At 74.0% G+C, this 21763-nt stretch carries 12 protein-coding genes; 4 read left to right on the forward strand and 8 right to left on the reverse strand.

What is annotated here, in order from left to right:
• Positions 1-28 precede the first annotated feature (28 nt).
• Genes ACXNSR_RS05555 through ACXNSR_RS05570 form a run of 4 tightly spaced genes read left to right on the forward strand, consistent with a single transcriptional unit; the run spans position 29 to position 3805 of the window.
• Positions 29-1429, forward strand: coding sequence for a serine hydroxymethyltransferase (locus ACXNSR_RS05555; protein ID WP_458641025.1), 1401 nt, complete (start codon positions 29-31; stop codon positions 1427-1429).
• The gene (locus tag ACXNSR_RS05560) at positions 1426-2130 is read left to right on the forward strand and encodes a DUF2461 domain-containing protein (protein ID WP_458641026.1); all 705 of its coding nucleotides are present in this window, start codon (positions 1426-1428) and stop codon (positions 2128-2130) included. Before ACXNSR_RS05555 ends, ACXNSR_RS05560 begins: the two co-directional genes overlap by 4 nt.
• Positions 2127-3197 (forward strand): threonine aldolase family protein, encoded by a 1071-nt coding sequence (locus tag ACXNSR_RS05565; protein ID WP_458641027.1) that lies wholly within the window; start codon positions 2127-2129, stop codon positions 3195-3197. Before ACXNSR_RS05560 ends, ACXNSR_RS05565 begins: the two co-directional genes overlap by 4 nt.
• A gap of 26 nt (positions 3198-3223) precedes the next feature.
• A complete protein-coding gene (locus ACXNSR_RS05570) occupies positions 3224-3805 on the forward strand; it encodes a GNAT family N-acetyltransferase (protein ID WP_266599772.1) in 582 nt (193 codons plus the stop codon).
• Positions 3806-3868: 63 nt separating this feature from the next.
• Here ACXNSR_RS05570 and ACXNSR_RS05575 read toward each other — a convergent pair whose 3' ends face one another.
• The 8 genes from ACXNSR_RS05575 to ACXNSR_RS05610 form a co-directional block, all read right to left on the reverse strand.
• Positions 3869-5017 carry an acyl-CoA dehydrogenase family protein gene (locus tag ACXNSR_RS05575; protein ID WP_458641028.1) on the reverse strand — a complete coding sequence of 383 codons (1149 nt, stop codon included), beginning with the start codon at positions 5015-5017 and terminating at the stop codon, positions 3869-3871.
• Positions 5014-6204, reverse strand: coding sequence for an acyl-CoA dehydrogenase family protein (locus tag ACXNSR_RS05580; protein WP_458641029.1), 1191 nt, complete (start codon positions 6202-6204; stop codon positions 5014-5016). The genes ACXNSR_RS05575 and ACXNSR_RS05580 overlap by 4 nt, the downstream gene beginning before the upstream one ends.
• A gap of 10 nt (positions 6205-6214) precedes the next feature.
• Complete coding sequence (locus ACXNSR_RS05585; protein WP_458641030.1) at positions 6215-7612, reverse strand: condensation domain-containing protein; 1398 nt, start codon at positions 7610-7612, stop codon at positions 6215-6217.
• A complete protein-coding gene (locus tag ACXNSR_RS05590) occupies positions 7612-10968 on the reverse strand; it encodes a non-ribosomal peptide synthetase (protein ID WP_458641031.1) in 3357 nt (1118 codons plus the stop codon). Before ACXNSR_RS05590 ends, ACXNSR_RS05585 begins: the two co-directional genes overlap by 1 nt.
• Positions 10961-15043: a non-ribosomal peptide synthetase gene (locus ACXNSR_RS05595; RefSeq protein ID WP_458641032.1), complete on the reverse strand. Its 4083-nt coding sequence runs from the start codon at positions 15041-15043 to the stop codon at positions 10961-10963. The genes ACXNSR_RS05590 and ACXNSR_RS05595 overlap by 8 nt, the downstream gene beginning before the upstream one ends.
• 205 nt (positions 15044-15248) lie before the next feature.
• Positions 15249-16526: an MFS transporter gene (locus ACXNSR_RS05600; protein ID WP_458641033.1), complete on the reverse strand. Its 1278-nt coding sequence runs from the start codon at positions 16524-16526 to the stop codon at positions 15249-15251.
• Between the two features lie 119 nt (positions 16527-16645).
• Positions 16646-17677 carry a winged helix DNA-binding domain-containing protein gene (locus ACXNSR_RS05605; protein WP_458641034.1) on the reverse strand — a complete coding sequence of 344 codons (1032 nt, stop codon included), beginning with the start codon at positions 17675-17677 and terminating at the stop codon, positions 16646-16648.
• A 141-nt stretch (positions 17678-17818) separates the two neighbouring features.
• Complete coding sequence (locus tag ACXNSR_RS05610) at positions 17819-21757, reverse strand: amino acid adenylation domain-containing protein (protein WP_458641035.1); 3939 nt, start codon at positions 21755-21757, stop codon at positions 17819-17821.
• Between the last annotated feature and the right edge of the window lie 6 nt (positions 21758-21763).

The raw sequence follows: 21763 nt of genomic DNA on the forward strand, positions 1-21763 counted from the left end.
TCACGGACGATTCCGAGAGGGGACAGTCATGAGCCTCACCCTGCCCGCACCCGTCACCGATCCGCTGGACGAGGACGGGCTCCGGGACGGCGCGCCGCACATGCCCGCGCCCGACCTTGTCGACTTCGCCGCACACGCCAACACCCGTCTGAGAGAACGCGATTCGGTCCTTTACGACCTGCTGGCTCGGGAGTCGGCGCGCCAGCGCGACACCCTGATGATGGTCGCGGCGTCCAGCGTCGCCGATCCCTCCGTCCTGGCCTGCGAGGGCAGCGCGCTCGGCAACCTGACCGCCGAGGGCTTCCCCGGGAACCGCTACCACGCCGGCTGCGGGGTCGCGGACGAGATCGAGCGCCTCGCGATCGAGCGGGCGTGCGCGGCGTTCGGGGCCGAGGACGCGATCGTGCAGCCGCACTCGGGCTCCTCCGCCAACCTCGCCGTGATCACGGCGCTGCTGAGCCCCGGTGACTCCCTGCTCGGGCTGGACCTGGACTGCGGGGGTCACCTCACCCACGGCTCCCCCGCCTCGGTGACCGGCCGCTACTACCGCGCCCACGGCTACCGGGTGACACCGGAGGGGCTGCTCGACTACGACCAGATCCGCGAACTGGCCCTGGAGCACCGCCCGAAGCTGATCGTCTGCGGGGCGAGCGCGTACCCGCGCAGCATCGACTTCGCCCGGTTCCGGGAGATCGCGGACGAGGCCAACGCCTATCTCCTGGCGGACATCTCGCACATCGCGGGACTCGTAGCGGCCGGCCTCCACCAGAGCCCCGTCGACCACGCCCACGTGACGACCACCAGCACCTACAAGCAGCTGTACGGCCCGCGCGGCGGGCTGATCCTGCTCGGCAAGGAGGCCCGCAAGGCCGGACCGGAGCGCGGCACCCTGGCCGCGACCCTGCGCCGCGCCGTGTTCCCCTTCACCCAGGGCACCCCCGACCTGGCGTCGGTGGCGGCCAAGGCGCGCGCCCTGGACTTCGTGGCGAGCCCCGACTTCGCCGAGGTCGCCAAGCGGCTCGCCGACGGCGCGCAGGCGATCGCCGAACGGCTCCTGGACCGGGGGTTCCGGCTGGTCACCGGCGGCACGGACACCCATATGGTGCTGCTGGACCTGCGCGGCACCGGCGTCACCGGGGACATCGCCGAGCAGGCCCTGGAGTCCTGCGGGATCGTCGTCAACCGCAACCGGGTCCCCGGCGACACCACACCGGTCCGGGTGACCGGCGGCCTGCGGCTCGGCACCAACACGCTGGCCGCGCGCGGGATGGACCACTCGGTGGCCGCCGAGTGCGCCGACCTGGTCGCCGACGTCCTCACGGCGCTGCGCGCACAGGGCGGCGCACTGCCGGACGTGCTGCGCGACCGGGTGCGCACCCGGGTGTCCGAGCTGTGCGCCGCGCACCCCCTGCCGGGGTATCTGCCGTGACCTTCAGCGGCTTCCCGCCCTCGGCACTGCGCCTGTACGAGGACCTCGCGGCCGACAACAGCAAGGAGGCGTGGCGGCTGCGCCACCGCGAGCGGTACGAGCGTGACGTACGTGCGCCGATGGACGAGCTGGCCGCTGAACTGAGCACGCACTTCAAGGGGCCGGACTTCGAGGAGTCCACCGGGGCGGGCGGGGTGCGGGTGCTCGGCCCGGTCCGGGACACCCGGATGTCCCACGACAAATCCCCGTACAAGACCTACCAGGGCGCCTATCTGGATCTGCTGCCCTGCCTGGGCCTCTGGGTGCACCTGGACCGGCACGGCCTCTACGCCTCCGGCCGCTGGTACCCCTACGCCGGGGCCGAGGTCGCCCGGTACCGCGCCGCCGTCGAGCAGGAGGACGGCGGCGCGGAGCTGGCCGCGATCGCGGCCCGGCTGGAGGACCAGGGGTTCACCCTGGGCGGCGACCGGCTCAAGTCCCGGCCCCGGGGGGTCCCGGCGGACCACCCGAGGCTGGGGCTGCTGCGCCACCGCAAGATCGACGCGGGGCGCCGCCTCGGTCCGGACGCCGGGCTGCACACGGCCCGCGCCGGGGAGCTGGTACGGGAGACCTGGCAGCTGGTGCGCCCGCTGCTGGACTGGGTGGCGGCCCGCGAACTCACCCCACGGCCCCGCGAGCGAGGAGTTGACGTACCGTCATGAGCATCGGGAGTTTCGAGACCGTCGATCTGCGCAGCGACACGGTGACCCGGCCGGGCCCCGGGATGCGGGCGGCGATGGCCTCGGCCGAGGTCGGCGACGACCTGTTCGGCGAGGACCCGACCGTCCGCGCGCTGGAGGACCGGCTCGCCGGGCTCTTCGGCTTCTCCGGGGCCCTGTTCACCCCGTCCGGGGTGATGGCCAACCAGATCGCCCTCCAGCTCCTCGTCGGTCCCGGCGAGGAGCTGGTGTGCGACGCCGAGGCGCACATCCTGGCGCACGAGGAGGCGTCCCCGGCCCGCTACGGCGGGATCCAGACGCGCACGGTGGCGGCGGAGCGGGGGGTGGTCACCGCGGCCCTGCTGGCCGCGGTGGTCCGGCGGGGGAACCCGTACACCCTCGGGACCCGCGCGGTGGAGGTGGAGCAGACCCACACCCGGGCCGGCGGTACGGTCCACCCGCTGGACACGCTGCGCGCCGTCCGGGACCTGGCGTCCGGCGCGGGCCTGGCGGTCCACATGGACGGGGCCAGGATCTGGAACGCGATGGCCGCGACCGGCACTTCGGCGCGCGAGTACGGGCGGACGGCCGACTCGCTGTCCGTGTGCCTGTCGAAGGGGCTGGGCGCGCCGGTCGGGTCGGTGCTCCTGCTGTCGGCCGAAAGGCTGCCGCGGGCCCGCAAGCTGCGGCACGGTCTGGGCGGCGGCATGCGCCAGTCGGGCATCCTGGCGGCTGCGGGACTGTACGCCCTGGACCACCACGTGGAGCGGATCGCCGAGGACCACGCCAACGCCGCGCTGCTGGCGGCGGGGCTGCGGGACGCGGGGTTCACCGTGCGCCCGCCGGAGACCAACATCGTCCTCATCGAGGTCCCCGGCGCCGACGAGGTCGTCGCACGGGCCGCGCAGGAAGGAGTACTGGTGACCGCGCCCGGTCCGGAGACGGTCCGGCTGGTCACTCATCTGGACGCAGGACGACAGGCGTGCCGGCGGGCCCTCGGGGTGCTGGCCGCCGTGATGACCGATGTCGTCACCGGGTCGCGGGACACCGCGGCCGCGGGGCGCTCGTAAGCAGCGGAAGAGAGCGAAGTAGCAGCATGAGTTTAGAAGTACGGCCCGCCACGGCGGATCTGTGGGACGACATCCGCCAGGTGCTCCAGCCGAAGAAGAGCGCGCACACGTGCTGGTGCATGGCGTGGCGGCTGTCCACCGGCGAGTACGGGCGGCTCACGGCGGACGAGCGGGGCGAGCACCTGCGCGGCCTGATGGAGAAGGCCGATCCGCCGCCCGGGGTCCTCGGGTTCCTGGACGGCGAGGTGGCGGGCTGGTGCAACGTGGCCCCGCGCCGCCAGCTCGACCGGCTGACCTCCTCGAAGACGATCACACCGGTGGACGATCTGCCCGTGTGGTCGGTGACCTGCTTCGTCGTGCGCAAGGACTTCCGCGGCAAGGGGGTCGCCTCGGGTCTGCTGGAGGGGGCCGTCGAGCACGCGCGCGCCCACGGTGCGCCCGCCGTCGAGGGGTACCCGGTGGACCCGGAGGGCGGCCGGGTGAATCCGACGCTCGCCTACGTCGGGACGATGGACATGTTCGAGCGGGCGGGCTTCCGCCGGGTCCACCGCACCGAGGCCAAGAGCGACAAGCGGCACCGCTGGGTCATGCGCCGCGACCTGGTCTGACGGCCCTCGCGATACACGGAAGGGGCCCCCGCGGTGCGGGGGCCCCTTCCTCGTGTGCGCCGGTCAGGGCGTGTGCGCCGCGATGTCCCAGAGGTGGGCGGGGCGCCCGCAGCGCATGGCTTCCCAGGCCGCGCGCCGGTAGCAGCCCGCCACCAGGCCGTCGCGGACCAGGCCCGAGGCGCCGTGCAGATGGACCGCGTCGCGGGTCACGTCGAGCGTGGTCTCCGCCGTGAGGGCGATCAGGCCGGCGGCCTCCCCCGCGGTGAGCCGGTCCTCGTCGAGGTCGCGGGCCGCGTCGCCCACGGCCCAGCGCACCGCATCGAGGCGGGCCAGCAGGCCGGCCACGCGCAGCCGGGGGCCCTGGTGCTTGACCAGTGCCTGGCCGAACTGCTGCCGGCCGCGGATCCGGGTGACGACCGCGGTCAGGGCGGACGCCGTGATCCCGGCGAGCAGCGAGGCCTGGTGGACGGCCGCGCGCAGACCCACGCGGGCGAGGGCCTGTTCGGCGGCGAGGCCGCTCAGCAGCACCGCCCCGGGGGGCAGCCGTACCTCGTCGAAGACGGCACCGGCGACGGCACCCCCGCCGTGGTCGCGCAGCGGGCGGACCCGGACGCCCTCGGTGGGCAGGGGTACGAGGGCCACGCACGGGCCGTCGGGACCGTCGGCCAGGACCAGCAGGGCGCCCGGGCCGACGCCTGCGGCGAAGGGGCCACCGGATCCGGTGAGGACGACGGCGCCGGTGTCCGCGTCGGGCTTCCAGGTGATGCCCGGAGGTACGGTGCCGCGCGGATCGGGCAGCCGGCCCGGCACGGCGATCTCCAGTTCCCCGGTACGTACCCGGTCCAGGAGGCTCACGGCGGCTTCGGGTGCCAGCGGGCCGAGGCCGGAGACCAGGTCCAGGGCGAGGACGGTGTCGGTCAGCGGGACGGGCTGCATCGCGTTGCCCGCCTCCTCGCACACCATGGCGATGACGGCCTGGCCGAGGTCGAGGCCGTCGTGGCCGATGGGCAGGGCGAACTCCCACGCGCCGACCTGGGTCAGGGCCTCCCAGGCGCCGGCGGGGGTGTCCCCGTCGACCTCCAGGCCCTGGCGCACGGTGAGCCGGAGCTGCCGGAAGAGCGAGTCCTCGTCCTCCCGTACCCGCCAGCGCTCGGATGCCGTCGCCGGCCCCTGGCCGCCCGTGCCGTTCCCGCCTGCCGCCCGTGTCGTCACGGCCGTACCTCCGCCCCTGAGTCGAGACGCAGCCGGGCCAGCGTCTCCAGCATCATTTCGGCGGTGCCGCCCGATATCCGCATTCCCGGGGCTTCGCGCAACGCCGCGTCGAGTGGGTGTGCCACCCCGTCGACCTCGGGGTCGTCGAGGGTCATGCTCGTGTCGCCGTCGAGTTCCGCGGCCCACCAGGCCACCTCTGCGGCGAGCTCGGTGGTGTACCACTTGGCGGCGGCGGCTTCGTCCTCGTTGAGTTCGCCGCGGTCCAGGCGGGTCAGGACGCGGCGGACCAGTGTGCCCGCCGCGAGCAGCCGGGCGTTGAGCTTGGCCAGGCCGATCTGGTCGTGCTGGCCGGCCTCCAGCCGGTCGGTGTGGACCTCCAGCCGTTCCACCGCGGCCCGGTACCAGCGCAGCGCCTTGACGTAGTAGTCCAGGCCGGTGCGCTCGAAGGCGAGGGTCTTGACGACGATCGCCCAGCCCTGGCCGGTCTCGCCGACCACGTCGTCGGCGGTCACGGCGACGCCGTCGAGGGTGACCTCGTGGAAGGCGTCATCGCCCATGCCCGGGATCTGCCGGATGGTGACCCCGGGCTGGGCCAGCGGGACGAGGAACAGGCTGAAGGCGTCGTCCTCGCCGCGGGCCAGGCACAGGCCGTAGTCGGCGAGCCGGGCGAAGAGCGAGTGGACCTTGGTGCCGTACAGCTTGTAGCCGCCCTTGCCGTCGGAAACGGCCCGGGTGGAGAGGATGTTGAGGTCGGAGCCGGCCTGGGGTTCGCTGAACAGCACGCAGCCGAAGGCCGTGCCGGCCGCGAAGCCGGGCAGGTGCCGGGCCTTCATCGCCGGGCTCGCGACGTTGAGCAGGGTGGATCCGACGATCTGCACGGTGAGGGTGTGCAGCAGGTCGGGGACGTCGTGCATGGCCAGTTCCTCGACCAGTACGGCGGCCGCGACCTGGCTGATGCCGCGGCCGCCGTACTCCTCGGGCCACTGGGGGGCGAGGAGGCCATGCTCGCCCAGGGCCCGGTGCAGGGGCCGGGGGTCGCGGGTGCGCCGGGCCTCGGCCACGGGGGCCGAGACCAGGATGTCGTGAATGTCCTCGCGCAGGGCCCGCATGGGGGTGCGGGGCACGCCGGCTCCGCTCCGTACGAGCCCGCAGTCCGCGGGCGCACGGTAGAACTCGGTGGTGAGCACGGGCAACTCCCTAGGTGGTGAGTGGGGATGCGGGCGCGGCTACGGCCCGGTCCAGCACGTCCTCGATTCCGGTGAGCAGCCCTCGCACGTCCTCGGGCGTGGCCGCGTGGCGGTTGTACTCGGCGGTGCCGCCGATCTCGCCGTCCCGTTCCACGAGGCCGATGCAGGCGAGCGCGGCGGCCGGATCGGGGCTGTAGAGCTCCAGGTGCCGGGCGGGCGGGCCGGGCAGCTGGCCGACCTCGATGCCCGGCAGGTCCAGCGGGACCGACGGGTAGTTGTGGAGGGCGAACAGGACGTTGTACGGCGGGGGTGCGCCGTCGCCGAACAGGACGTCCACGGGCAGCCGTTGGTGGGCGAGCGCCTCGGCCACCGCGGCCCGGGTGCGGTGCAGCAGCTCCCGGAAGGCGGGGCCGCCCGCGAGGTCGAGCCGGATCGGTACGACGGTGGTGAACTGCCCGACGGCGCCTTCGAGCGGTCCGGCGAAGCGGCCGGCCGCCGGGGTGCCGATCACCACGGAGGTACGGCCCTCCCGGCGGGCCAGTACGACGGCCAGCGCGGCGAGCAGGGTCATGAACGGGGTGGCTCCCTCGGCCGCGCCCAGCTCCAGCCCGGCGTCGACCGGCCCGCGGGCGAGCCGTACGGGCAGGTGGCCGCGATCGAATCCGCCGGGCGCCCGGGGTGCGGGCGGATCGGCGGCGAACACCGCCCGGCGGCGGGCCAGTTCGGCCGATCCGTCGGGTCCGGCGAGCCACCGGTGCTGCCAGTCTGCGTAGTCGGGGAACTGGAGCTCGGGCGGGCCGAGGCCCTCGGGGCCCTCGCGGTAGCCGGCGGCCAGGTCCGCGAGGAAGACCCCGGAGGACCAGCCGTCGAAGACCGCGAGGTGGGAGGCGAGGATCAGGACGTGCTCGTCGGGGGCGAGCCGCAGCAGCCGGAAGGCGCTGGTGCGGCCGCTCTCCAGGTCGAGGACGGTGGAGGCGCTCTCGGTGCTCTGCAGGGCGGCGCGTTCGGCGGCGGCCTGCGGGGTGAAGCCCGAGAGGTCGGCCCGGGTGAGCCGCAGTACCGGTTCCTCGTCCACGTGCAGACGCGGCTGGCCGGTGGTGGAGACGGTGAGCCGGGTGCGCAGCGCCTCGTGGCGGCGCAGCACCCCGGTGAGGGCCGCCACGAGCCGCTGCGGATCGAGCGGTCCGGTCAGCCGCAGGGCGTGCGAGCCGGTGGCGACGGCCGGGTGGGTGCGTTCGCGGCGCCACAGCCGGGACTGGAGCGCGGTGGGCGGGACCGGCCCCGCGCCGGAGCGCGGGACCGGGTGGGCGGGGACGGGCCGGCGGGCGGCCAGCATCAGGCGGGCGAGTTCGCGTTTCGCCTCGGGGAGCGCGGCGAGCGCTCCTTCGAGTCCGGCCGGGTCGGCCATCAGGAACCGTCCGGCTGCTGGAGGGAGCCGAGGAGGGCGGCGGCCTCCTCGTCGCTCATGTTCTCGATCTGCTCGAAGACCGCGAGGAGCCGGTCCTGTTCGCCGGCGGCCTCGGCCTTGGCGGTGCGGACCAGTTCGGCGAGGCCGGAGACGGTCGGGCGGCCGAAGAAGTCGGCGAGGGCGATGTCGATGCCGAAGAGGGCGCGGACCCGGGAGACCACGATCGTGGCCTGCAGCGAGCTGCCGCCCAGGGCGAAGAAGTCGCCCTCCACGTCCGGGTTCTGCCATTCGAGCAGCGGGGTGAGGATGTCCCGGCAGATCTGCTCCTCGATGGCGTCGCGCGGGGCGGTGCCGCCCTCTCCCGACTGCTCGGTGGGCTGGGGCAGGGCAGCGGTGTCGACCTTGCCGTGCGGGGTGAGGGGCAGTTCGTCCAGGACGACGACGACCGGCACCATGTAGCCGGGCAGCCGGCCGGCCGCGTAGGCGCGCAGGCCTTCGGCGTCGGCGACCTCGGAGGCGTACGAGCCCACCTGTTCGACGGTGACGTAGGCGGCCAGCATGCGCTCGCCGCCCGCGGCGGGCTGGGCCACCACGACGGCCTGCTGCACGGAGGGGTGTCCGGTGAGTACGGCCTCGACCTCGCCGGGCTCGATGCGGTGGCCGCGGACCTTTAGCTGGCGGTCGGTGCGGCCGAGGAAGTCCAGGTTGCCGCCGGGCAGCCAGCGGACCAGGTCGCCGGTGCGGTAGAGGCGGGCCGTCTCGGGGCCGTCCGCGTAGGGGTTGTCGGCGAAGCGGTCGGCGGTGAGGTCGGGGCGGCCCAGGTAGCCGCGGGCGACGCCGGGGCCGGCGACGCACAGTTCGCCGGGTACGCCGGGCGGGACCGGGCGCAGCCGCTCGTCGAGGACGAAGGCCTGGTGGCCGGGCATGGGGCGGCCGATCGGCGGGTTGCGGTCGTAGCTGCCGGTGCAGTCCATGAGCGTGACGGCGACGGTCGCCTCGGTGGGGCCGTAGCCGTTGACGAACCGGCGCTCCCCCGCGGTCCATTCGGCGACGAGCCGGCCGGGGAAGGCCTCGCCGCCCACCGAGACCAGTCGCAGGTCGGGCAGGTCGGCCTGGTCGAGCAACGGCAGCAGGGCGGGCGGGAGTTCCGCGACGGTGACCGCGTCCTCGCGCATCCGGGTCCGGAGCAGCGCCGGGTCGCGGCGCTCGTCGTCGGTGGCGATGACGAGCGAGCCGCCCGCGAGCAGGGTGGTGAAGATCTCGAAGACGGAGACGTCGAAGGTGAGCGGGGCGAACTGCAGGACGCGGTCCTCGGCCCGGATCTCGTAGGCCTGGGCGATGGTGCGGGAGAAGTGGGTGACCGAGCGGTGCTCGATCATGACCCCCTTGGGGGTTCCGCTGCTGCCCGAGGTGTAGAGCACGTAGGCCAGGTCGCCGGGGGTGGCGGTCGGCGCGAGGGAGGGGACCTCCCGGACCGGGGCCGCCGTTCCGGTGGTCACCAGCTCCAGCGGTACGGGCAGTTGCGCGGACTCGTCGACGAGGGCGTGCCTGACCTTGGCATCGGCGAGGACCGTACGGGTCCGCTCGGCCGGGGCGGCCGGGTCGACCGGGATGTAGTGGGCGCCCGCCTTGAGGACGCCGAGGACTCCGGCGACGGCGGCCGGGCCGCGGGACACGCACACGGCGACGGGGTCGCCGTGGCGGACGCCGCGGTCGCGCAGCCGGTGGGCGATGGCCTCGGACCAGCGGTCGAGGGCCGCGTAGTCGAGCCGGGTGGAGCCGTGGCGGACGGCGACGGCGTCGGGGTGGATGGTGGCCCGCTCGCGGAACGCGCGGTCCAGGGTGGTGGTCCAGGCGGCCTCGTCGACGGGGCCGCCGCGGGAGAGTTCGCGGGCGTGCCGGGAGGCGGCCGGCTCCTCGACCAGGCTGATGTCGCCCACCTGGAGGTCGGGGTTCTCGGCGACCTGCTCCAGGACCTGGCGGAAGGCGGCGAGCAGGGCGCTCGCCGTGCCGTGCCGGTAGAGGGAGGTGTTGTACTCGAGGGAGAGTTCCAGGCCGTCGTTCTCGCCGACCAGGAAGCTCATGTCGAACTTCGCCGCACCGTCGTGCAGTTGGTCCATGGTGAACTCGACGTCGGCGGCCCGTGCCCGGTGGGTGCCCCAGCGGCCCAGCGAGGTGAACTCGATCTGGAAGAGCGGGTGGCGCAGCGGGTCGCGCACCGGGCGGACGGCTTCGACGACCTGCTCGAAGGGCAGCTCGCTGTTGGTGAAGGAGTCCATGACGGAGGACGCGGTGCGGGTGACCAGCTCGCGGAAGGTGAGCTGGTCGGTGACCTCGGTCCGCAGGGTGATCATCTGGACGAAGCAGCCGATGACCTGCTCCAGGTCGGGGTGCGGCCGGGAGGCGCTGGCGGTGCCGACGACGACGTCCTCGGTGCGGGTCCAGTGCCGCAGCAGCGCGTTGAAGGCGGCGAGCAGGGTGGTGAAGACGGTGGTGTTGCCGTCGTCGGCGAGCTCGGTGAGGCGGTCCAGCAGCTTCTGGTCCAGGGTCAGTTTCAGACCGCGGCCGTCGCCGCGGGTCTCGGGGCCGCGCGGGTGGTCGGGCAGGACCTCGGTGGCGACGGCGCCGGCCAGGATCTGGCGCCACTTGGTCGCGAGTGCCCGGCCGTGCTCGTCCTTCTCCAGCTTGGCGCGCTGCCAGGCCGCGAAGTCGGCGTACTCGACGGCGAGCCGGGATGCTTCGGGGCGCTTGCCCGCGGCGGCCGCCGCGTATCCGGCGGTCAGTTCCTCGGTGAAGATCCGGGTCGAGCCCGGGTCCCAGGCGATGTGGTGGACGACCCAGAGCAGGACGTGGCGCTCGGCGGCGAGCCGTACGAGGTGGGCGCGGACGGGCGGGCCGGCGGCCAGGTCGAAGGGGGCGGCGGCGCAGCTCGCGGTGAGCTCGGCGAGTTCGCGGTCCGCGTCCTCGCTGCCGGACAGGTCGGTGCTCTGGACGCCGAGCACGAAGGAAGGAACGGGCTCCTGCCAGGGGACTCCGTCGATCTCGACGAGTTTGCTGTGCAGCACCTGGTGGCGGGCGACGACGGCGTTCAGCGCCTCGTGCAGGGCGGCCCGGTCGAGGGGGCCGCCCAGGCCTATGGCCAGGGCTATGTTGTTGCGGGCCTTGCCGGCGCCGAGCTTGTCGACGAACCACATCTGCTCCTGCTGGAAGGAGGAGCGCGAGCGCGGTCCGTGGTCGGCGCGCCCCAGTTCGATGCGGCGGCCCACGCCGGCCGTCATCTGGTTGCGCATCCGCCCCAGCAGCCGGGAGCGCTGTCCCTGGGGCAGACGGCCGAGCCGTTCGGCGAGATCAGACATGGGTTCCTCCGTTGCGGTGCAGGTCGGCGAGGAGAGCGGCGAGCCGGTCGGGCAGGTGCTTGGCGAAGTAGTGGCGGCCCCCGGGGATCACGGCGAGGCGTACGTCGGCGGCGTACCGGCCCCAGGCGCGGTAGCCGTTCTCGTAGCCCTCGGTGGCGTCGTCGGCGTCGCCGATGATGCAGGTGAGCGGGGTGTCCAGGGGCCGGTCGTAGCCGCCCGGGGTGCGGGCGAAGAAGCGGGCGGCCTCGGTCATGTCGTGGCGGACCATCCGCAGGACCGCGGTGAGGTCGCTGTCGTCGAGGACGCCGTCGAAGCCGTCCATGGTGGTCAGGTAGGCGACGAGGTCGTCGTCGCCAGAGACCCGTTCCATCTCCAGGGCGTACTCGGGGTCCTCCTCGGGGAGGGCCGCGGCGAGGTCCAGGGCGATCGGGCGCTGCCCCATCCGTTCCAGTACGTGGGTGGTCTCCAGTGCGGTGACGACTCCGGCGCAGTGGCCGTAGACCGCGTACGGTCCGCGCACGGTGCGGACGATCTCCCGGGCGGCGATCTCCGCGAACTCGGGGACCGGCAGCATCGGGCCGGGGCGCAGCGGGTCGTGTCCGGGCGGGGACACGGCCAGGAGCTCGATGTGCGGCGGGAGCTGGGCGGCGAGGGGCTGGTAGGCGATGGCGTCGCCGCCGCCGTGCGGGAAGCAGACGAGGGTCAGTGTGGTGGTGCCGGCGGGGCGTTCGGGGGTGAGCCGGTGCAGCAGGCCGTGCGCCCGGGTTCCGGCCGCGCCGAGTTCGGCGGTCCGGGCGGCGAGTCCGGCGGGCGTCGGGTTGCTGAAGAGGTCGACGACGCGCAGGTCGGCGGCCGCGCCGTCCGGCAGGGCGGTGGCGACGGCACGGACGGCGCGCACGGCGGCGAAGGAGTCCCCGCCGAGGGCGAAGAAGTCGTCGCCGGGGGCGACGTCCGCTATCCCGAGCACCTCGGCCCAGACGGCGGCGATCCGCAGGGCGACCGGGTCCGCGTCCGCGGGTGCGGTGGCGGGCCGGTCCGGTGCGGGGGCGGCGGGGCGCGGGTCGGGCAGGGCGCCCCGGTCGACCTTGCCGTTGGGGCTCAGCGGCAGCCGCTCCAGCACGGCCAGTTCGGCGGGGACGCAGTGCGGGGGCAGGACGGCGGCGAGGGCGGTGCGCAGGGCGGCGGTGTCGAGGTCGGCGCCCTCCTCGGGCACGACGTAGCCGACGAGCCGGTCGGAGCCGGCGGTGCGGCGGGCGGCCACGACGGCCTCGCGGACGCCGGGGCGCTCGCGCAGGGCGCTCTCGACCTCGCCGGGCTCGATGCGGAGCCCGTTGAGCTTGATCCGGAAGTCGGTGCGGCCGAGGAGTTCGATGGTGCCGTCGGCGCCGTAGCGGGCAAGGTCGCCGGTGCGGTAGAGGCGTTCGGTGCGGCCCGGCTCCAGCTCGACGCGGACGAACTTCTCCTCGGTGAGCTCGGGCCGGTTCAGGTAGCCGCGGGCCAGTCCGACGCCTCCCAGGTGGAGTTCGCCGGGGACACCGACGGGGACGAGGCGGTCGTGCGGGTCGAGGATGTAGGTGAGTTGGTTGGCCATGGGCCGCCCGTACGGGAGCTTCGTCCACTGCGGATCGACCCGGCCGACGGGGAACTCCACCGAGTGGATGGAGGCCTCGGTGGCCCCGCCGAGCGCGACGAAGGACAGCCCGGGCGCGAAGGCGCGGATCCGGTCGGGCTGGGTGACGGGGATCCAGTCGCCGCCGAGGAACGCGGTGCGCAGCTTCGGCAGCCGGGGCCCGCCGGCGTGTTCGAGCTGGTCGGCCAGGAGGCCGAGGAGGGCGGGGGCGGAGTTCCAGACGGTGACGCCGTGCCGCTCGACGAGGTCGGCCCAGTGCGCCGGGTCCTTGGCGGCGGCCGGGTCGGGCAGGACGAGCGTGCCGCCCGCGGCCAGGATGCCGAGGGTCTCGTAGACGCTCATGTCGAAGCTGGGCGAGGACAGGGCGAGGACCGAGTCACCGGGGCCGATGCCGTACGAGCGGTTGAGGTCGAGGAGGTTGTTGACGACGCCGCGGTGCTCCAGGGCGATCCCCTTGGGGGTGCCGGTGGAGCCGGAGGTGAAGATGACGTAGGCCAGGTCCCGGGAGGTGACGGGGACGGCCGGGCGGGTCGCGGGCAGCTCGGCGAGCGCGGCCCGGTCGGTGTCCAGGAGCACCTGCGCGGTGCCGGCGGGAACGGGCAGCCGGCCGATGAGCTCCGCGTCGGAGACGACGATGGGCGGCGCGGAGTCCCGCAGCAGCAGGGCCAGGCGCTCGGCCGGGTAGTCCGGGTCGAGGGGGACGTAGGCCCCGCCGGCCTTGAGGACGGCGAGGATCGCGGTGACCAGTCCGGGGCCGCGGCGCAGGCACAGGGCCACGGTCCGGTCGGGGCCCGCGCCGGCTTCGACGAGCCGGTGCGCGAGCCGGTTGGCGCGCTCCTCCAGCTCCCGGTAGGTGATGCTCCAGCCACCGAGTCCGCCCAGGACCACGGCGGGCGCGTCGGGCCGCCGGTCGGCGTGCTGCTCGAAGAGGTGGTGCAGGCAGGCGTCCTGGGGGAAGGGGGCGCGGGTGGCGTTCCAGTCGTCCAGGGCGGCCCGGCGCTCGGCGTCGGTGAGCAGCGGCAGGGCGGACAGCGGGGCGCCGGGGCGGTCGAGCGCCCCTTCGAGGGTGGTGAGGAAGTGGCCGAGGAGCCGGTCCACGGTCGCGGCGTCGAACAGGGCGGTGGGGTACTCCACGAGGGCGCGGACGGCGGTGCCGGTGTCGTGGACGCTGATCATCAGGTCGTACTTGGTGGCGTGCGAGGAGAAGTCGATGGGCTCGGTGGCGACCCCCGCGAGGCCCGGGGCGGTGTCCGGGGTCTCGTCGAGGAGGAACATCACGGAGGTGAGCGGCGGCCGGCTGGGGTCGCGGGGCAGCCCGAGCGCGTCGACGATCAGATCGAAGGGCAGTTCCTGGTGCGCGTACGCCTGGAGGGTGGTGTGGCGGGTGGCGCGGACCAGTTCGGCGAAGCCGGGGTCTCCGCCGGTTCTGATGCGCAGCGGCAGGGTGTTGACGAAGAAGCCGATGAGCTCGCCGAAGGCCGGGTGGTCGCGGCCGGACACGGAGGTGCCGATGACGATGTCCTCCTGGCCGGTCCAGCGGCGCAGGGTGGCGGCGAAGCCGGCCAGCATCGTCATGTAGAGGGTGGCGCCCTCGGACTTGCCGAACTCCCGCAGCCGGGCGATGAGCCGGGGCGGGAGGTCGATGTAGCGGGAGGCGCCGGCGTGGCCGAAGACGGGCGGTCTGGGCCGGTCGGTGGGCAGGTCCACGGGCGTGGCGCCGCCCAGCTCCTCCCGCCAGAAGGAGGTGAGGCCCTCCAGCCGGTCCCCGCTGACGCGGCGGCGCTGCCAGGTGGCGAAGTCGGCGTACTGGAGGGCGAGCGGGGCCGCCGCCTCGGCGGACGCCCCGGTGCGGGCGGCGTAGGCGCGCTCCAGTTCGGTGTAGAGGACGCGCATGGACCAGCCGTCGGTGACGATGTGGTGCAGGTTGAGGACGAGGACGTGGTCCTCGGCGCCGATCCGGCCGAGCCGGGCCCGCAGCGGGACGGCGCCGGCCAGGTCGAAGGGGGCGCCCGCGTCGGCGTCGTAGAACGGCCGGGCCGCCGCCTCGTCGGGCAGTTCGGTCAGCGGCAGGGGCAGCCGGTAGCCGTCGATCACGCGGGGCACCGCCTCGGTGGCGCCCTCCTGGTACGTGTAGACGGTGCGCAGCACCTCGTGGCGGTCCACGATGTCCTGGAGCGCCGCGTGCAGGGCGGGGACGTCGAGCGGGCCGCGGATGCGGGTGGCGACCGGCACGTTGTAGGCGGGGCTGCCGGGCTGCAGCTGGTCGATGAACCAGAGCCGGCGCTGCGCGAAGGAGAGCACGGGCGCTTCGGCGGGGTCGCGGGGGGCCGGCTCGGGGTCCTCGCGTACGGCGGCGCGCCCGCCTCCTCGGCCGGTCAGGGCCTGGAACAGGGCCCGGCGGGACTTCGGCAGTGCGGCTATGCGTTCGGCGAGGGACTCGCTCACCTTGAGCCTCCGTGCGTCTTCGGGAGAGGGAGTACGGCAGGGAGCGCCGCGGGCGTGCGGCGCGGGCGTGCGGCGCGGGTGTACGGGCGTGCGGGCGCGGGCCTGCGGGCGCGAGGTGCGGGTGTGCCCGTGCGGGCGTGGGTGCGGGTGTCGGGAGCGGGTGCCGCTGGGCGGGCACCCGCTCCCGTGGGGCCGGGACGGACCGTCAGGCGGTGATCCTGCTCTCGTCCGCCGCCGGAGATCCCTCCTCGGCGGCGTCGTCTCCGCCGGGCATTTCCTTGATCTTGGCGACCGGCCCGCCGAGCAGCGTCAGGCCGCCGACGATGGTGACGGCACCGGCCACCGCGAGGCCGCCGGTCAGGCCGATGGCCTCGCCGAGCGCGCCGCCGGCGAAGTAGCCCAGCGACAGGGCGCCGTACACCGCGGAGAGCGCGGTGCCGCTGACGCGGCCCATCTGCTCGTTCGGGGTGACGCCCTGCACGAGGCTGAGGACGTGGATGTCGAACATCGGGGAGACGAAGCCGATGATGGCCTGGACCACGATCAGTCCGACGAAGCCGCCGATCGCGCCGCCGGTCGGGACCAGGATGTAGCCGGCGCCGAGCACGACCGCGGTGATGACCAGCAGGCGGCCCACCGAGAGGCTCTTGGAGACGACCTCGGAGAGCACCGCGCCGACGATGACGAAGACCGACATGACGGCGAAGGCGGCGCCGACCTGGCCGGGGCTGAGGTCCAGCACCTTGTAGGCGTAGACGATCAGGATGGCGTCACCCATCGCGGCGCCGAGGTTGACGACGACGTTGGCCGTGAACAGGCCGCGCAGGACCGGGTTGCCGAAGAGGGTCCGCATGCCCTCCTTCATCTCCGCCTTCGCGGAGGCCTTGCGCTCCTCGGTCCGCTCGCGCACGTCCCGGTGGCGGATCACCAGCAGGGCGACGAGCGAGATGAGGAAGGTGAACGCGTCGGCGGTGATGGCGCGTGCGGCGCCGAGCAGCTGGATGAGTGCGCCACCGGCGCCCGCGCCGACCGCTTCGGCGACGCTGCGGCTGATCTGGAGTTTGGTATTGCCTTCGATGAGGTTCTCGGTGCCGATGAGCTGGGGCAGCCAGGACTGGTAGGAGACCTCGAAGAAGGTGGTGAGGCAGCCGGTGATGCCGGCCACGATGAAGAGGTGGGTCATGCTGACGGAGTCGAGCGCGAACGCCAGCGGAATCGTGGCCAGGGCCAGGAAGCGGCCCAGGTCGGCGACGATCATGACGGTGCGCCTCGACACCCGGTCGGCCACCAGCCCGGCGATCGGGGCGAGCAGCAGGAAGGGGAGGAAGCGCAGCGCGCCGAGCACGCCGACCTCCAGGGCTCCGCCGTCCAGCACCACGACCGCGAGGGTCGGTAGCGCCAGGAGGGAGATCTTGTCGCCGAAGTTGCTGACGGTCTGCCCGAACCACAGGCGATTGAAATCGGAATGCCGACCGAGTGCCATGTCGACGCCCTTTTCTGATTGGGTACGGAATTGTCGGACGGCACTGACGCTATGGACCACGGGTTAGACCCCGGTTATGAATTCCGGGACTATAGAACGCTTGTAGACATGCGATGGGTTCAGCTGGAGAACCGTGCGATGTCGGCGCTCTCGCGGGCGATTCCGGCGGCCACGGCGGGGGTGGGCGGCTCGGCTCCGGGGAAGGGTTCGACCGTCACCGGCGCCCCGCGGCGGCCGCCCGACCAGGTGCCGACGGCCAGGCCGTCGACCAGCACGGTGGCGCGGATCTGCCCGCCGCCGGGCCACACCCGGCGTTCGTGCGCGGCGGGCACGGACAGGTCCCGGCTGCGGTAGCCGACGAGGTAGTTGTCATAGGCCGGCAGCAGCCGTACGTCGGGTTCCCCGGGGGCGGGCGCCGGCTCGGGCCCGGTCTCCCGTACGGCGGCCCACGCGTTCTTGCCGGTGGTGGCCTTGAGACCCGACCAGTGGACGAAGTCCAGCGCGTCGGAGGGTCCGTACGCCACGCGGTAGCGGCGCGCGAGTTCGCGTTCGGCGGCGGCCCCGGCGAAGGGCAGGGAGCCGGTGGCGGGCAGCCAGTCGTCGAGGAGGACGAAGGTGGCCTCGCCGTCCCGCTGCGGTCCGTGGCAGATGCGGCCGGCCAGGGCCGCCCGGCGGATCAAGTGGAAGGCGGACTGTCCCTTCGGCTCCACCCCGAGCGTGGTGAGCCGGTCGGTGAGCTGGGCGCGGGTCAACGGCCCCTCACCGTCGATCGCTTCGGCGATGAGGCGTTCCGAGCGCGTGCACAGGGACTCGTCCAGGCCCAGCTCGCGCAGCCGCCGGGCGGCGAGCGCCAGGTAGACCGGCCCGAAGAGGGCCAGCAGCCAGCGGGCGTCGGCGGCCGGCACCAGCTGGAGGGTGCCGCGCATGAACCAGCCGCGGACGGCGCTGCGTTCGGTGTCGGTGGCCCGGCGCACCGCCTCCCGGGTCAGCCCGCCGGCCCGCACCCGGAGCCCGAGCTCCGCCGCGGGCAGGTCCTGCGCCTGCACGGCCAGCACCCGGTCGAGGACGGCGGCGACCGATTCCTCCCGGACCTCGCCCCCGATCGCCTGTGCGCGCGCCCTGAGCAGCCGGTCGGTCGTACGTCGTTCCACGTGTCCAGTCTTTCAGCCGAGCGGCCGTGGCCGCGTCTTCTCCTTGCGTGGTCCGGCCCCACCGGCTCCCAACGACGCCGAGGCCCTGCGCCGGGCGGCCGGTGGCCGCCCGGCGCAGAGCCGGACCGGAGCGTGCGGACGTCAGCGCCTGCGGCGCAGCACCGCGTAGTAGCCGGGCAGCCGCAGGGCGTCGGAGTCCGACCTGGGGTCGATCGCGTGCAGTTCTATCGCCTCGTCGTCGACGACCTCCCACCCGTCCGCGCCGAACGCCTCAGCCATTTCGGGCCGGGTGAAGCGGTGCGAGTGCCGGACACCGGCCGCCTCCAGCGGGCCGACCAGGTCCTCGGCCCGGCCCCGCTTGCCGCCGACGAAGCCGAGGTAGCCGAAGGAGTTGCTGGAGTAGTCGGGCTCGTGCACGATCAGCGTGCCCTCGTCTCCCAGCAGCCGGCCGGCGACGGCGGCGAGCCGGGCCCGGGCCTCGCTGTCCAGGACGTGGAAGACGCCGCGGACGAAGATGTTGTACGGCCCCTCCCCCAGTACGGCGGCCTGCTCGGCGTCGGTCATGTCGATCGCCAGGTAGTCGACGTTCGGCACGCCCTCGGCCTCGCGCTTGGCGTGCTCGATGGCGCTGGCCGACACGTCGACGCCGGTGACCGAAGCGTAGTACGGGGCGAGTTCGCGGCTGTAGCGGCCGTTGCCGCAGCCCAGGTCGATGACCGGCAGGTCGCTGCGGAAGTGGCGCCGCGCCTGCTCCAGCAGCCAGTGGAACTCCTCGCCGCTGTCGGCGTCCCAGATGACGTCGCCGCCGCGGCCGGTGCGCCGGATCCCGGCCCAGTACCGCTCCCAGGCGTCGCCGGTGTCGCGCTCCTCGGCCTTGCCGGCGGCAGCGTCCTCCTCGCCGGGCGGCGGGGAGTGGCGCTCCCAGACCTCGTCCTCGGCGAGGGCGTCGAGCAGGGAGGTGAACTCCTCGAACATCGAGTCGATCAGGCCGTCCGGGTAGACGGCGGGCAGGAAGTCCCAGTTGAAGGTGAGGCCGTCGGGCTTCTCGAAGACCTGGAAGTCGAGGGAGACCTGCGGGGTCTGGGAGATGCCGTAGACCGGGGCGCCCAGCTCGGTCTCCTCGTACTGCGGCGGGTGGCCGGCCAGGCTGGTCATCACCACGGGCATGGCAGGGGCGAGCGAGCCGCGCAGCTTGGTCAGCTCGCGCAGCACCTGTACCCCGCTGAAGTAGCGGTGCTCCAGGTCCGCCCAGAGCCGGCGCTGGACGGCCTGGGCCCGTCCGGCGAAGGTGCTCTCCGTCTGCTCGACGGCCAGCAGCAGGGTGGTCGTGGTGTCCGCGAGCAGCGAGTTGACCTGCGGGTGCAGCGGAAGGCGGTTGAACAACGGGAAGTTGATGGTGAACCGGGCCTGTCCGGCGGCCCTGCCGAGGATCTCGGCGTAGGCGGCGGCCAGCACCCCGGAGGGGGTCACCTCGCGGGCGTGGGCGCGCTCCTGGATCCGGCTCCACCGCTCCGGGGAGACGACGTGGCTGCGGCGCTCGAAGCGGACCGGCAGCTCGGGGGCGTCGGCCGGGCGAGCGGGCAGTTCGGGGGCGGGCGGGAGGGTGGCGAGACGGTCGCGCCAGTACCACTCTGAGCGGCGGTAGAGCTCACTGTCGCGCAGCGAGTTCCCGACGGCGAGGACGTAGTCGCGGAAGGTCAGCTCCAGCGGGGCGAGCTCCGCGCCGGGTTCCACGTAGTAGGTGACCAGGTCGGGGATGAGGACCTGGAAGTAGCTCCAGGCGTCGGCGACGAGGAAGTCCAGGCAGAGGTGGATCCGGGCGCGGCCCCCGCCGAGCAGGCTGACTCGTACGTCGAACAGCGGCCAGGCGTCGCCGTCGAGGACCTGGTGGGACAGCCGCTCGCGCAGCGCGGCCAGCTCGGCCCGCCGGGACTCCTCGTCGAGTCCGCCGAGGTCGGTGACGGGGATCTCGTAGGCCGGGATCTCCTCGAGGACCTGCTGGGTGCCGTCGGGCAGGACCCGGGTGCGCAGGGCGTCGTGGCGTTCGACGAGCCGGCGCCAGGCGCCCTCGAAGCGCGGTACGTCGAGCTGCTCGCTCTCCCACTCGAAGTAGCCGTGGCAGCCGACGTTGCCCAGTTCCACGAGTCCGCCGCGGCCGATCCACAGGGCCTGCTGGCTCTCGGTGAGCGGGAAGGGCTCGAAGCGTGCGGCGGGGTCGGGGACGATCGCGGGGAGTCCGCCGAAGGAGCCGCGGCCGCCGGTGCGTCCGGTGGTGACGAGGGTGGCGAGCTCGGCGACGGTGGGGCAGGTGGAGAGGTCGGAGAGGCTGAGCTCGACGCCGTAGCGGCGGCGGATCTCGTCGATGAGCTGGAAGGCGAGCAGCGAGTGGCCGCCCAGCTCGAAGAAGTTGTCGTGGATGCCGACGGCGTCGGTGCGGAAGGCGTCGGCCCACAGCCTGCTCAGGCCGTCCTCGACCTCGTTGCGCGGGGCCTCGTAGCCGGCGCCGACCGCGTCGCGGCCCTCCGGGGGCTCGGGCAGGCTGCGCCGGTCGACCTTGCCGTTGGGCAGACGCGGGAGCGAGGGCAGCACGACGACGGTGGCGGGGACCATGTAGTAGGGCAGGGTCCGGGCGACATCGGCGCGCACCGCGGCCGGGTCCGGTGCGGCCGCACTAGCCGGGGACACGTAGGCGATGAGCCGCTTGTCGCCGGGGCCGCGCTCCTGGGTGACGACGACGGCCTCGGCGATGCCGTCGAGGCGGGCGATGTGCGTCTCGACCTCGCCGAGCTCCACGCGGAAGCCGCGGATCTTCACCTGGGAGTCGGACCGGCCGAGGAGTTCGACGGCGCCGTCCTCGCGGCGGCGGGCGAGGTCGCCGGTGTCGTAGAGCACCGGGTGCGGGTCGTCGGGGAGGAAGTTGGGGTGGAACTTGGCGGCGGTGAGCTCGGGGCGGCCGTGGTAGCCGGCCGCGACCCCGGCGCCGGAGACGTGCAGGCGGCCGACCTCGCCCTCGGGCACCGGGCTGCCGTCCTCGTCCAGGAGGTGCACGCGGAGGTTGGCGATGGGCACGCCGACCGGGACCTGGCGGGTGGCGCGGACCTCGTCGGAGGTGGCCTGGCTGGTGAAGTCGACCCCGGCCCCGAGGTCGAGGCAGGACAGGACGTTGGTGGTCTCGGTGGTGCCGTAGGTCATCACGACCCGGAACGGGGTGTCGACGGGCGGCCAGCTGTGGACGCGCTCGGCGGTGGTCACCAGGATCCGCAGCGCGGTGTCCGCGGGCCAGTCCAGGCCCCAGGCGGGCTCGGCCAGGGCGGCCACGAGCATGGTGTGGGTGATGCCCTCGCCGACGAGCCAGTCTCGGATCTGCTCGGGGGTCTGCGCCTGCCCGGCCTCGGGGATGTGGATCGCCGCGCCGGCGGGCAGGTAGGCGAGCCACTCCATGATCTGGACGGCGAAGCCGGGGGTGGACATCCAGGAGGCGCGGTCGCCGGGCCGGACCCCGTAGGCGCGGGTGGTCCAGTGCACGAGGTTGGTGAGCGCCCCGTGCCGTTCCAGGACGGCCTTGGGGGTGCCGGTGGAGCCGGAGGTGTAGATGAGGTGGCTGACGGTGTCGGGTCCGGTCACGGCGGCGGGCGCGGTGTCCGGCAGGTCCTGTCCGGCCGTGGCGACCTCGGCCCGGGGGACGTCCTCGGGTATCCGGCGGCCGAGGTCGGCCGGGGTGAGGACGAGCAGCGGGGCGGCGTCGGCGATCATCGCCGCGAGCCGGTCGTCGGGGTTGACCGGGTCGAGGGCGACGATCGCGGCGCCCGTCTTGAGGATGGCGAGGGAGCCGATGACGTATTCGGCGCTACGGGGGTAGCAGAGGCCGATCCGGGCGCCCTCGGCGGCTCCGCGGGCGATCAGGGCGTGCGCCAGCCGGTTGGTGGCGGCCTCCAGTTCGGCGTAGGTCCAGCTGCGGTCGCCCTGCGCGAGGGCGGTGGCCCGGGGGGTGCGGGCGGCCTGTTCGGCGAGCAGCTGCGGATACCCGGTGGCCGGGAACGCGGCGTCCGAACGGTTGAAGTCGACGAGTGCGGTGGTCACAGTGCG

The organism is Streptomyces sp. NC-S4 (assembly GCF_054353315.1).